The organism is Ramlibacter sp. (assembly GCF_036383835.1).
Classification (GTDB): Bacteria; Pseudomonadota; Gammaproteobacteria; order Burkholderiales; family Burkholderiaceae_C; genus Ramlibacter.
Window position 1 is genome coordinate 1 of sequence record NZ_DASVNN010000145.1, and the last position, 12,668, is coordinate 12,668.

General features: G+C 71.0%; 12 protein-coding genes. 11 read left to right on the forward strand and 1 reads right to left on the reverse strand.

All coding sequences use genetic code 11. The features are described 5' to 3' along the window. Positions 1 to 1,128: ABC transporter transmembrane domain-containing protein (locus VF522_RS22605; protein ID WP_330910588.1), on the reverse strand; the 1,128-nt coding region annotated here is incomplete at its 3' end. A gap of 108 nt (positions 1,129 to 1,236) precedes the next feature. Here VF522_RS22605 and VF522_RS22610 point away from each other — a divergent pair. From VF522_RS22610 to VF522_RS22660, 11 genes are all read left to right on the forward strand, one after another. Then, entirely contained in the window at positions 1,237 to 1,815 is a 579-nt protein-coding gene (locus VF522_RS22610) for a hypothetical protein (RefSeq protein WP_330910589.1), read from the forward strand. Between the two features lie 130 nt (positions 1,816 to 1,945). Further along, entirely contained in the window at positions 1,946 to 3,151 is a 1,206-nt protein-coding gene (locus VF522_RS22615) for a PP2C family protein-serine/threonine phosphatase (RefSeq protein WP_330910590.1), read from the forward strand. 60 nt (positions 3,152 to 3,211) lie between these two features. Then, positions 3,212 to 4,060: a glycoside hydrolase family 16 protein gene (locus VF522_RS22620; protein ID WP_330910591.1), complete on the forward strand. Its 849-nt coding sequence runs from the start codon at positions 3,212 to 3,214 to the stop codon at positions 4,058 to 4,060. Beyond that, a complete protein-coding gene (locus VF522_RS22625; protein ID WP_330910592.1) occupies positions 4,060 to 4,989 on the forward strand; it encodes a hypothetical protein in 930 nt (309 codons plus the stop codon). The genes VF522_RS22620 and VF522_RS22625 overlap by 1 nt, the downstream gene beginning before the upstream one ends. Positions 4,990 to 5,011: 22 nt before the next feature. Beyond that, complete coding sequence (locus tag VF522_RS22630; protein ID WP_330910593.1) at positions 5,012 to 5,353, forward strand: STAS domain-containing protein; 342 nt, start codon at positions 5,012 to 5,014, stop codon at positions 5,351 to 5,353. Positions 5,354 to 5,373: 20 nt separating this feature from the next. Then, a complete protein-coding gene (locus VF522_RS22635; RefSeq protein ID WP_330910594.1) occupies positions 5,374 to 5,790 on the forward strand; it encodes an ATP-binding protein in 417 nt (138 codons plus the stop codon). Then, positions 5,787 to 7,622: a glycosyltransferase gene (locus VF522_RS22640; protein ID WP_330910595.1), complete on the forward strand. Its 1,836-nt coding sequence runs from the start codon at positions 5,787 to 5,789 to the stop codon at positions 7,620 to 7,622. The genes VF522_RS22635 and VF522_RS22640 overlap by 4 nt, the downstream gene beginning before the upstream one ends. Before the next feature lie 16 nt (positions 7,623 to 7,638). Then, positions 7,639 to 8,997 carry a DUF3131 domain-containing protein gene (locus tag VF522_RS22645; protein WP_330910596.1) on the forward strand — a complete coding sequence of 453 codons (1,359 nt, stop codon included), beginning with the start codon at positions 7,639 to 7,641 and terminating at the stop codon, positions 8,995 to 8,997. Further along, positions 8,994 to 10,361, forward strand: a complete 1,368-nt coding sequence (locus VF522_RS22650) for a DUF3131 domain-containing protein (RefSeq protein WP_330910597.1) — start codon at positions 8,994 to 8,996, stop codon at positions 10,359 to 10,361. Before VF522_RS22645 ends, VF522_RS22650 begins: the two co-directional genes overlap by 4 nt. Continuing rightward, on the forward strand, positions 10,355 to 11,698 hold the full coding sequence (locus VF522_RS22655) for a DUF3131 domain-containing protein (RefSeq protein ID WP_330910598.1): 1,344 nt from the start codon (positions 10,355 to 10,357) through the stop codon (positions 11,696 to 11,698). The genes VF522_RS22650 and VF522_RS22655 overlap by 7 nt, the downstream gene beginning before the upstream one ends. Before the next feature lie 14 nt (positions 11,699 to 11,712). Continuing rightward, a complete protein-coding gene (locus tag VF522_RS22660) occupies positions 11,713 to 12,663 on the forward strand; it encodes a LysR family transcriptional regulator (RefSeq protein WP_330910599.1) in 951 nt (316 codons plus the stop codon). Positions 12,664 to 12,668 lie beyond the last annotated feature (5 nt).

Genomic DNA, 12,668 nt, shown 5'->3' on the forward strand with positions numbered 1-12,668 from the left:
GCCGGCCGCCACCTGCAGATCGAAGCCGGCGAGCGCCGGCGTGGCCGGCCGCGAGGGATAGTGGAAGCGCACGCCCTCGAAGCGAACGGCGCTGCCGGAGCGCAGCGCCGGCGCCGCCGCGGGTTGCGCGGGCGACACCACCGGCGAGCGGCTCGCCAGCAGCTCCATCAGCCGCTCCGTCGCGCCGGCGGCGCGCAGCAGGTCGCCGTACACCTCGCCCAGCACGGCCACCGCGCCCGCGAAGATCGCCACGTAGAACGCGGCCTGCCCGAGCTGGCCCGCGGTGATCGTTCCCTTCAGCACCGCCTGCGTGCCCTGGTACAGGCCCCACAGCATGAGTGCCGCATTCGCGACGATCACGAAGGCGACCAGCGCGGCGCGGGCGCGCGTGCGGCGCACGCCGGTGCCGAACGCCGTTTCCGTGGCGGCCTGGAAGCGCCGTGCCTCGCGCCGCTCCGCCGCGTAGCTCTGCACCACCGGGATCGCATTGAGCACTTCCGCCGCGATCGCGCTGGAGTCGGCCACGCGGTCCTGGCTCGCGCGCGACAGGCGCCGCACGCGGCGGCCGAAGGCCATGGCGGGCAGCACCACCACGACCACCGCCGCGAGCGCCAGCGACATCACGTAGGGATGCGTGATCACCAGCATCGCGAGCGCGCCGACGCCCATCACCAGGTTGCGCAGGCCCATCGAGAAGGACGAACCGACCACCGTCTGCACCAGGGTCGTGTCGGTGGTGAGCCGCGACAGCACTTCGCCGGTCTGCGTGTCCTCGAAGAAGGCCGGGCTTTGCTCCAGCACGTGCGCGTACACGGCATTGCGCAGGTCCGCCGTGACGCGCTCGCCGAGCCAGCTCACGAGATAGAAGCGTCCCGCCGAGAACAGCGCCAGCGCGATCGCGACGGCGAACAGCAGCAGGAAGTGCTCGCGCAACGCCACCAGCCGGTCGCCCGGCCCGGCCGCGAGGCCCTGGTCGATCATCGTGCGCAGCGCCACCGGGAACAGCAGCATCGCGCCGGCCGCCAGCAGCAGGAACAGCACGGCGAGCGCGATGCGGCCGCGGTAGGGCCGCAGGAAGGGAAGGAGTCCGGTGAGGGATTGCGGATTGCGGGAAGGCGCCGGGCGCATCGCCGCAGTGTAGTCATCCGTGGCGTCCGCTCCCTCGCCGCAAGGCGCTTAACCTGCCTGACGCCGAACCGCGCCGCGCGCGTCCTCGCGCTTACAGTGGTCCGCAAGATGCCTTTCTCCCTGCCCAGGAAGCCCGCATCCCGCAAGGACCTCGATCGTCCCTGGGAAGCCGGCGATTCCATTCCGCTCCCGGAGGCCGTCCACAGCGACGGCGATTCCGCCTGGGCGCTGTGGAACGAGCTGAAGAGCCAGCAGGAAGGACGCTTCGCCGACACGGCGCCGCTGACGCAGCCGCCCGGGCTGCCGCACGAGGAGGTCGCCTGGGCGCCGACGCTGCCCTCGGGCGGCCGCATGCGCGTGCTGCCCAGGGCCGCGCGCGAACCGCAGCCGCTCTTCACCCTCGACGCCGCGATGCTGGTCGCGCGCCGCAACAACCGGGTGTGCCCGCGGCCGGAGCGCTGGAACGCATTCACGGCCATGCTGCCGCCGCGCAAGACGCTGCGCGGCTTCGCGCAGCCGCCGATGCCGCCGACCGGGGCCGCCTGGGCGGTCACGCCGTCCCTCACCAAGCGGCTGTGCTTCCGCGAGCAGGTCGAGTGGGCCGAACGCGCCGGCGTGCTCGAAGGCGTCATGGCCTTCATGCAGTCCATGGCCGAGGCGGAATGGCTGCACATGGGCGAGGATTAGGAGCGGGGGCTCCCCGACCGTGGCCGAGTGTGGCAGCATGCGCCCGCATGCAGGACGAGCGCGTTCCCGACGATTTTGAAACGGCCATGCGGCACGCCATGACGGCGATGGCGCGGGCCGCGGCGCAGCGATGACGGCCCTCCCGTCCGAATCGCCGCCGATCCGCGCCCTCGTCGTCGACGACGATCCCATCATCGTGCAGCTGCTGTGCGCGTTCCTGCGCTCGCGCGGCTACGAAGCCGAGGATTGCGCGGACGGCCAGGAGGCGCTGGAGCGCGTGCGCGACGGCGGCATCAACCTGGTGCTGACCGACCGCCACATGCCGCGCATGGACGGACTCGCGCTGTGCCGCGCCATCCGCGCGCTGCGGTCCGATGCGTACATCTACTGCATCATGCTCACGACGGCGCGCGAGGAGTCCTCGCTGGTCGCCGCGATGGAGGCCGGCGTCGACGACTTCGTGCCCAAGCCGATCCGCCTGCAGGAGCTCGGCGCCCGCCTGCGCGCGGCCGAGCGCGTGCTGGGCCTCGAAGCGGGCCTGGCGAGCCGCAACCGCGACCTGGCCGAAGCGTACGAGCAGCTCAGCCGCGAACTGGAGCTGGCGCGCGTGCTGCAGCTCGGGCAGCTGCCGCCCGCCGGCAACTTCGGCCGCATCGGCTTCGACTGGGTGTTCGAGGCTTCGGGCTACGTCGGCGGCGACATCTTCGACTACTTCGAACTGCCCGGTGGCTGCGTCGGCTTCTTCCTGGCCGACGTCTCCGGCCACGGCGTCGCCGCGGCCATGATGGCCTTCCACGTGCAGCAGCAGCTGCGCGCGGTGTCGCAGTACGTGGCGCCCCCGGTCCTGCAGGCGCAGGGCCTCGGCGCGGCGGCCGTGGCGGCGGTCACCGAATACAACCGCCGCTTCCTGCAGATGAAGGAAACGAGCCTCTACCTCACGCTGCTCTACGGCCTGATCGATCCCGCGGCGGGGCAGCTCGCCGTGGTGCAGGCCGGCCATCCGCCCGCGCTGCATGCCGCGCGGGCCCAGGACGAACTCGTGCCGGTGGGCGACGGCGGCCTGCCGGTGGGCATCCTGCCGGAGCCCGGCTACGAGGCGGTGGTGCTGCCCTTCGGCGCCGGCGCGCGGCTGGCGCTCTATTCGGACGGCATCACCGACTGCCAGGACACGGCCGGCCAGGAGTTCGGCATCGACCGCCTGCGCCAGCTGCTGCAGCGCCATCGCGACGAGACCTTGAACGAGGCGGGACGCCGCTTGCATGCGGCGCTGCGTGCCTGGCACGGCGACGGTCCGTTCCACGACGACGTCACCTTCCTCGCGGTGGAGGGGCGTTGAGCGATGCCGCAAGCCGCCAAGGCCTGGCTCTGGGCATGCGCGCTCGTGCCAGCGATCGCCATGGCTGACTGGAAGCTCGACCAGGTGCAGGACTTCTCCGCGGCCCAGGCGCTCGACGCGGCGTCCTGGTCGCTGGAGACCGGCTTCTTCCGCAACCGCGAGAAGCAGTACTACACGCCCGCGAACGTGAGCGTGGGGCAGGGCTTCCTGCGCATCGAAGGGCGGCGCGAAGCGGTGCCGAATGCGGCCTACCGCAGCGGCGCGCGCGGCTGGCGCGAGTCGCAGCGCCAGTCGGAATACACCTCGGCGTCGCTCGTGTCGCGCCGCAGCTTCCAGTACGGCCGCTTCGAGATCGTAGCGCGCGGGCCGTCGGGCGCCGGCACGTGGCCGGCGATCTGGCTGCTGCACGAGAGCGCCGGCCAGTACGGCGAGATCGACGTCTTCGAAGCCGTCGGCAAGCACCCCGACACGGCGTTCGCCGGCGTGCACTACGGGCGCGAGCCGCAGACGCGGCAGCACCGCAACGGCAGCCGCGTCGTGCCCGGCCTCGAGGGGCGCTGGCACGTGCACGCCGTGGAGTGGACGCCGCAACGCATCGCCGTGTTCCTCGACGACGAACTGCTGTTCGAGTTCGATCCCGCGCACGCGGCGGTCGACGGCACCGATCCGCTGCGCCGGCCCATGCAGCTGCGCATCAACCTCGCGCTGGGCGGCACCTGGGGCGGCGACATCGACGACAGCCGCCTGCCGGCGCGCCTGGACATCGCCTCCATCCGCATCTGGCGCTGGGAGCCGGGCGCGGGCACGGCCGTCACGCCGGCCGTGGTGCCGGCGCAGGGTCCCGCTCCGGACCTGCCGGCCGCACCGGCGCCGAGCGAGCCGCCGCCCGTGCCGCGGTGGGGCCGTTGATGCGCAGGATCCTCTGCTGCGCAACGCTGGTCGCGCTGGGCTCGACGCACGCCGCCGCCCAGGTGCCCGCGGTCGGCACCGAGCAGCGCGGCGGCACCTACATCGAGCCGCCGGCGCAGGTCGATCCGGTCTACACGTCCGCCGGTCCCGTCGCGGCCGACGAGCCCGCGCGACAACCGCACCTGACCCTGCAGCTCGCCGCCGATTTCCCCTTGCGCGGCGGCGGCACCAACGCGCCGGGCCGCGGCACGCAGGGCTCCACCGCCGCTTCGCCCACGCTGCAGGCAAGCCTGCGCTGGGTGCCCCGGCACGATGCCTTCTGGTTCGGGCAACTCACGCTGCTGCGCTACCTGCACCGCGACCGGCAGCAGCCCTGGCATCCCGATTTCACCTATTCCTTCGGCTACGAGGACTTTCGGCCCGGCACCTGGAGCCTGGTGTACGCCAACTACACCGGCACGCGCTTGTCTCCCGACCGTGCCGCCGGCGAGCGGCGCCTCAACTTCGCCCAGGGGCAGTGGACGCTGTCGCGCCGCTTCGCGCTGCCGGAAACGCTGCAGCCGGTGTTCCTGGTGGGCGACGGCGACCAGGCCTTGTGCACCGCCGGCCTGCACGTCATGCCGCGCTACGTCGAGTTCGACGGCGGCGGGCAGCGCTCCGGCAAGACCTCGGCCTCGCTGGGCTGCCGCTATACCCGGCCGGAGGGCTGGTTCGCGCACCTCGCGCTGCAGGCCTGGCGCCGCTCGCAGCAGCAGCCCTGGGATCCGGATTTCACCTACGGTTTCGGTTACGAGCATCCGGGCCCCGGCCGCTTCACGGTGCGATACAACAACTACTCGGGCAACCGCTTCCCCGGCCGCGGCCGCGGCACGGGCGAAGGCAGCTTCCGCAGCGGAAGCATCACGATCAGCTGGACCGGGGAATGGTAAGGTGCGGCGGCAAGGAGCGAGCATGGAACTGGTGGGAGTGAGCCGCGAGCGCGGCGTGGCGGTGGTGGCGCCGACGGTGAAGCGGCTGGATGCGTCCGTGGCGCCCGCCTTCAAGCAGGCGGTGGTGCAGCTGGTGGAAGGCGGCGACACGCGCATCGTGCTGGACCTGGCCGGCGTGGAGTTCCTCGACTCCAGCGGGCTCGGCGCGATGGTGTCGATCCTGAAGAACGTCGGCAACCGCGGGGCCGTCGCCGTCTGCAACGCGCGCGGCGCGGTGCAGAGCCTGTTCCAGCTCACGCGCATGGACAAGGTCTTTTCCATGCACGGCAACCGCGAGGACGCCATCGCGCGTCTTGCTGCGTGAAACCGGGGAGTGCCGAGCGCATGACGGTGCAGCCGACGCTGCCGGACGTCGCGCGCGCGGTGGAAGCCTGGCAGGCGCGGCTGCCGGAGCGGCTGTCGGAGCACGACCGCTTCAACGTGGCGATCGCGCTGGCCGAGGTGCTCACCAATATCGTGGAGCACGGTTACGCCGGCCTCGGCGGGCCCGCGATCGACGTGGCGTGGTCCGCCAGCGGCAGCGGCTTCGTGGTGGAGGTGCGCGATGCCGGCCAGCCGATCCCGCGCGATCGCCTCGACACGGCCGGCCCGAGCACCACCTTCGGCTTCGATCCCACCGACATCGGCGGCCTGCCCGAGGGCGGCATGGGGCTGGGCATCGTCAAGACCGCGTTCGACCACGTGGCGTACAGCAGCAAGGCGGGCGTGAACCGGCTGCGCCTCGGAAAGCGCTTCCGATGAGCGAACCGGACTTCTACTTCCGCCGCTTCGAGCATCGCCGCCCGCCCGACCCCGCTCCGCATTCGCCGGCACGCGAGCTGCTGTGGCAGTTCCTCGCGATCGTGGCGCTGGTGCTGGGCGCCAACTACATCCGCTGGCGCTGGACGTCCTCGCTCAACCACGACGCGCTCTGGTTCGCGATCCCGCTGGCCGTGGCCGAAACGCTCGCCTACATCGGCCTGCTGCTGTTCGTCTTCAACCTCTGGAAGACGCGCGACGTGCCGCGCCGGCCGCCGCCGCGCACCGCGGCCGAATGCATCGACCCGGGCGCGGGCGAGCGTCCCGTCGCCGTCGACGTCTTCATCACGACCTACAACGAGGAAGAGGAACTGGTGCGGCTGTCGATCCGGGACGCGAAGCGCCTGCGCTATCCGCATCCGATCGACCTGCGGGTGCACGTGCTCGACGACGGCCGCCGCGCGACGATGCGGCAGGTCGCGGAAGAAGAGGACGTCCACTACATCACGCGCACCAGCAACGCCGGCTTCAAGGCCGGCAACCTGCGCAACGCGATGGAGCAGACCTCGGGCGACTTCATCGTGATCTGCGATGCCGACACGCGCCTGTTCCCCACCTGCGTGGAACACACGCTGGGCTACTTCCGCGATCCCGACGTCGCCTGGGTGCAGACCCCGCAGTGGTTCTACGACATCCCGGAAGGCACGTCGCTGCCCGACTGGCTGGGGCGCAGGCTGGGAAGCGCCGGACGCTGGCTCGGGCGCGCCGCCGAGCGCCTCGTCGGGCCGGTGCGCTTCGGGCAGGACCCGTTCGTGAACGACCCGCAGATGTTCTACGACGTCATCATGCGGCGGCGCAACTGGTGCTTCGCCTCGTTCTGCTGCGGCGCCGGATCCATCCACCGGCGCGAGGCGGTGATGCAGGCGGCGCTGCGCAGCTTCGCGCTGTCGGTGGACCGCGAGGTGGGCCGCTTCGCCGGGGAGATCGCCGACCCCGTGCTGCGCGACGACTTCAGCGACGAGATGCGGCGGCAGGTCGCGATCGAGCAGGAGCTCACGCCCTACAAGTTCCACGTCTCCGAGGACATCTACACCTCGATCGTGCTGCACAACGACCCGGCGCGCCGTTGGAAGTCCGTGCTGCACCCGCAGGTGGAGTCGCGCATGCTGTCGCCGCAGGACCTGCTCACGTGGATGATCCAGCGTTTCAAGTACGCCGGCGGCACGCTGGACATCGCGCTGCGCGACAACCCGCTGCTGCAGGGCCGCATGACGCTGTCGCAGCGGCTGATGTACCTCACCACCTTCTGGTCCTACCTGGGTTGCCTGTGGAACCTGGTGTTCCTGGCCGCGCCCATCATCTACCTGTTCACCGGCGTCGCGCCGCTGTCGTCGTATTCGACCGCGTTCTACCTGCACGCGCTGCCCTTCCTCCTGCTCAACGAGATCGCCTTCATGGTGGGGACCTGGGGCGTGCGCAGCTGGGACGGCAAGGCTTCCTACCTCTCCTTCTTCCCCGTCAACTTCCGCGCGCTGTGGACCGTGCTGCGCGGCGAGAAGATCAAGTTCCACGTCACGCCCAAGGACCGGCAGGAAGGCGCGTTCCTGCACCTGGTCTATCCGCAGATCGCCATCATCGTGCTGACGCTCGCCGGCCTGGCGTACGCGGCCTGGCGCGTGTTCGTGCAGGGCCACGAAGGGGAGCTGCCCAACCTGGTGGTCAACGTGGCCTGGGGCCTCAACAACGTGTTCGCCATGCTGCCGCTGGTGCGCGCGGCGCTGTGGCGGCCGGAAGAAGAAACGCAAGAGGGCGCGCCGCAGCCGGCGATGCCCTGAGGGGGATCGGGAACGCATGGAAAGCAACCTCGTCAAGGCCCGCGCCACCATCGTCTGGATCCTCGCGATCCTGGTGGCCTTCGGCGCCGTCTGGTGGATCGAGAAGCAGAGCGGCAAGGAGCTGATCGCACGGCGCAATGCCGCGTCCGCGGGCGCCGCGTCGCCGCAGCTGCCGGACAGCACCGGCATCGCCGCGACGCCCGCGCCGCGCGCGCTCAACGAGCAGGAGAAGGCCTGGGCCGCGGTCGCCTGGCGTTACTTCGAGGAAAACACGAACCCCGAAACGGGACTCGCGCCCTCGGTGGCGGGCTTCCAGGGCACCACCATGTGGGACACCGCGTCCTACCTGCTGGCGGTGCTCTCCGCGCATGACCTCGGATTGATCGAGAAGCGCGGCTTCGACCTGCGCATCGCCAAGGCGCTGGTCGCGCTCGAAACCATGCCGCTCTACGGCGGGCAGCTGCCCAACAAGTCCTACGACGTCGGCTCGCTGGACATGACCGACTACGCCAACCAGGCCGCGCCGCAGGGCGTCGGCTGGTCGGCGATCGACATCGGCCGGCTGCTGGTGCCGCTGAACACGATCGTGTGGCAGCACTCGGTGCACACGCCGGCGGTGCGGCGCGTGCTGGCGCGCTGGAACACGGAACAGCTCGCGCGCGGCGGCGAGCTGTTCGGCATGCAGCATGCGGCCGGCGCGCAGCCGCGGGCGACGCAGGAAGGGCGCCTGGGCTACGAGCAGTACGCGGCCCGCACCTTCGAGCTGATGGGCCTCGACGTCGAAGGGGCCGCCGACTGGCGCCGCCACCTGCGGCTGGTCGACGTGGGCGGCGTGCAGGTCTGCGCCGATGCCCGCGACCCGAAGCGCTTCGGTGCGCAGAACTACGTCGTGAGCGAACCCTATGCATTGAGCGGCCTGGAGTTCGGCTGGACCCGCAGCGCGCGCGAATGCGCCTGGCGCGTCTATCGCGCGCAGGAGCAGCGATTCCGCAGCACGGGCGTGCTCACCGCGGTGTCGGAGGACCACGTCGACCAGGCGCCGTACTTCGTCTACAACAGCGTCTGGTCCGCCGGCCGTGCCTGGGCCACCGTCAACGACAAGGGCGAGGACGCCGCGCCGCTGCGCACCCTGTCGACCAAGGCGGCATTCGCCTGGCACGCGCTGTTCCGCACCGACTACACGGCGCAGCTGGTGGCCAAGGCCGCGACGTTGCAGGAGCCGGGCCGGGGATTCCAGGCCGGCCTGTACGAGGAGGGCGGCAAGCCCAATCGCGCGCTCACCGCCAACACCAACGCCGTGATCCTGGAAAGCCTGGCCTACATCGCGCGCGGCCCGGCGCTGCAGGTGCATCGCCCCGGGGAACGGAAACCATGATGCGACGACTCCTCGCGCTGCTGCTGGTGCTGCCGGTCGCCGCCTTCGCGGCCGGAACGCCGGGTGCCGCCGACTGCAAGCCGGGCGACGTGCCGGCCGCGCGCTACGAACGCCGGAACGGCGCGCTCACCGAGCGCGAGCTCGCCATGGCGCGCACGGCCTGGAAGTACTTCGAGAACAACACGCAGCCCTCGGGCCTGGCCAACGCCGTCGAGAACTACCCCTCGTCGACCATGTGGGACACGGCTTCCTACATCGCCGCGGTGGTGAGCGCGCGCGAGCTGGGCGTCGTCGCGCCCGCCGTGGCCGACCAGCGCCTGGCCAAGCTGCTGGAAGCGCTGAACTCGCTGGCCTTCTTTCGCAACGAGCTGCCGAACAAGGTCTACCACACGGGTTCGCTGGAGAAGGTGGACTACGCCAATCGTCCGGGCGAGATCGGCTTCTCCGCGCTCGACCTGGGCCGGCTGCTGGTGTGGCTGAAGATCGTGAAGGAGCGCTATCCGCAGCACGCCGACGCGGTCGACCGCTTCGTGCTGCGCTGGAAGTTCGACAACGTGGTCGACCCGCGCGGGATGATGTTCGGCGCGATGCTGGACAAGGACCGCAAGCTGCAATACGTGCAGGAAGGCCGCCTCGGCTACGAGGAGTATTCGGCCAAGGGCTTCGAGCTGTGGGGCCTGTCGACCGAACTGGCCGCGCGCGCCGATCCCTATGCGACGGTGCCGATCTACTGCGTGGAAGTGCCTTACGACGCCCGCGACCCGCGCAAGTACTACCAGCACAACTACGTCGTCTCGGAAAGCTACGTGCTCGATGGCATCGAGTTCGACTGGGACCTCGCCCTCGAGCGCGGCACCGCCCGCAGGCACACGCATCCGTGGATGGCGGACTTCGCGCACCGGGTGTACCAGGCGCAGGAGAACCGCTTCCGCGCCACCGGCATCCTCACCGCGCGCTCCGAGCACCAGCTCGAGGTCGAGCCCTACTTCGTCTACGACACGGTGTTCACCGACGGCTATCCGTGGAACACCATCACCGAAGACGGCAAGTACCTGCCGCAGTTCGCCGCCGTGTCGCTGAAGGCCGCGCTGGGCATGTGGGTGCTCTGGCGCTCCGAGTACACCGACCGGCTGTTCGAGGCGATCGCCTCGCAGTCCGATCCGCAGCGCGGCTTCCACGAAGGCCTCCTGGAAAACGGCAAGGGTCCGATCCGTGCCTTTACCGCCAACAACAACGGCATCATGCTGGAGACGCTGCTGTACAAGGCGCAGGGCAAGCTGCTGAAGTGGGGGCCGCCGCGCCAAGGACTGTGGGAACGCGGCTTCAAGCCGCCGTGCCGTGCCGAGGGAGGCCGCGCTTGCTGAGCGCCGGCCGCCGCAGCTGCCTCGCCGCGCTCGCCTCGCTGCCGCTCGCGGGCTGCGGCCTGGTGGCTCGCCGCCCCGAGGGCAGCGCCAACGTCACGAAGCGCGCGCTGACGCCGGAGCAGCAATGGGCCCGCACGGCCTGGCGCTACGTGGAGAACAACACCGACTACGAGACCGGCCTGGTCAACGGCCAGGACCGCGAGCCGGTGTTCACCGTGTGGAACGCGGCCGATGCGCTGGCATCGGTGATGGCCGCGCACGAACTCGGCGTGATCGAGGCGCGCGAGTTCGACCTGCGGCTGTCGCGCCTGCTCGGCTTCCTGGGCACCATGGACCTGTCCGGCGGCCGCCTGCCGAACAAGGCCTACCACGCGGGCAGCGGCAAGATGGTGAACTTCGAGGGCCGGCCGGACGACATCGGCTGGTCCGCCGTCGACATCGGGCGCTTGATGCTGTGGCTGCGCATCGTCGGCCAGCGGCATCCGCGCTTCGCCGAGTACGCCGACCAGGTGGCGCTGCGCTGGACCTTCTGCGACGTGATCGACGATTGCGGAACGCTGTACGGCGCATCGCGCAGCGGTGGCCAGGTGCAGCGTTACCAGGAAGGCCGCCTCGGGTACGAGCAGCTGGCCGCCGCGGGCTATGCCGCCTGGGGCTTCGAGACGCGCGAGGCCGCGAGCTGGGCGCGCAGCGAGGCCTTCAACATCTACGGCCTGCCGGTGCGCTACGACGCGCGCGATCCGCGCACCACCGGCGCGCCGGCGCCCGTGCTCACCATGCCTTACGTGCTGATGGGGATCGAGCTCGGTTTCCGCGAGCCGACCGGCATGGCGAAGCCGCAGGCCGACCTGGTGTACCGGGTGCAGGAGGAACGCTGGAAGCGCGAAGGCCAGCTCACGGCCCGCAGCGACTACCAGCTGCGCCAGGCGCCGTGGCTGGTGCTGGATTCGGTGTTCGCCGCCGGTTATCCCTGGAACACCGTCGGCAGCGACGGCAAGGAGTACGAGCGGCTCGCGCTGGTGTCCACGCGCGCCGCCTTCGGCATGCGGGCGCTCTGGCCGGGGGAGTACACGCGGCTGCTGGTGGAGCGCCAGCGCTACCTGTTCGACCCCGACCGCGGCTGGTACGAAGGCCGCTACGAGCAGGGCGGCGGCCCGCAGGCGAACATCACGCTGTCCACCAACGCGGCGGTCCTGGAAGTGCTGCTGTACCAGGCGAAGGGCGCGCTGTACGCCCCCGAAGCGCGGCGTGGCGTGTTCGAGCGGCGCACGGGCGATCCGTTCCAGCAATTGAATCGCTGCACGCCGCCGGAACGGTCCGCCTGCAAGAGCGCCTAGGGCACACTCGCGCCATGGCGCAGTCCCCCGGCACCCGCTACAACCTCGCGCGCTTCGACCTGGTTTCGATCCGGCTGGTGGTCGACTGCGTGCAGCACGGCAGCCTGAGCGCCGCGGCGCGCGAGGCGCACCTCGCGTTGGCCGCGGCCAGCCGCCGCATCAAGGAACTGGAAGAGGCCGTCGGCGAGCCGCTGTTCGAGCGGCACGGCCGCGGCGTGCTGCCGACGGCGGCGGGACGCGTGTTCGCGCGGCATGCCGTCTCGCTGCTGCAGTCGCTGGAGCAGATGGGGACGGAACTCGCCGACCTGCGCCTGGGCATCGCCAAGCACCTGCGCCTTTGCGCGAACACCGCCGCGATCACCCAGTTCCTGCCGCCGCTGCTGGCGCGCTACGCCGGACAGGCGGCGCAGGTGCGCGTGGATCTCGAAGAGCAGGTCTCCACCGGCGTGGTCGCCGCGCTGCGCGAGGGCCGCGCGGACGCCGGCGTGTTCGTCGAAGGCGTGGAGACCGCGGGTCTCGACTGCCACCTGTTTCGCCGCGACGAGCTGGTCCTCGTGCTGCCGGCGCGCCATCGCCTCAACGGGCGCGGCGCGATCGCCTTCGGCGAGACGCTGGGCGAGGACTGGATCAGCCTTTCCGAAGGCGCCGCGCTGCTGCAGAAGCTGCAGGAGGCGGCGCACGCCGCCGGCCGGCCGCTGCGCCTGCGCATGCAGGTGCGCAGCTTCGATGCGGTGTGCCACCTCGTCGCCTCGGGCCTGGGCATCGCGGTGCTGCCCAAGAACGCGGCACTGCCCATCATCGGCGCCATGAAGCTGCGCTGGCGCGCGCTGTCCGATCCCTGGGCCTCGCGCCGCTTGCTGGTCGCCACCCGCAGCGGCCCGCTCGATCCCGCCGTGGAGGACCTGGTGCGCTTCCTCGCCGAGCCTTCGCAAAAGGCGAAAGCTCCGGGCCGCAAACGGCAATAGACGCG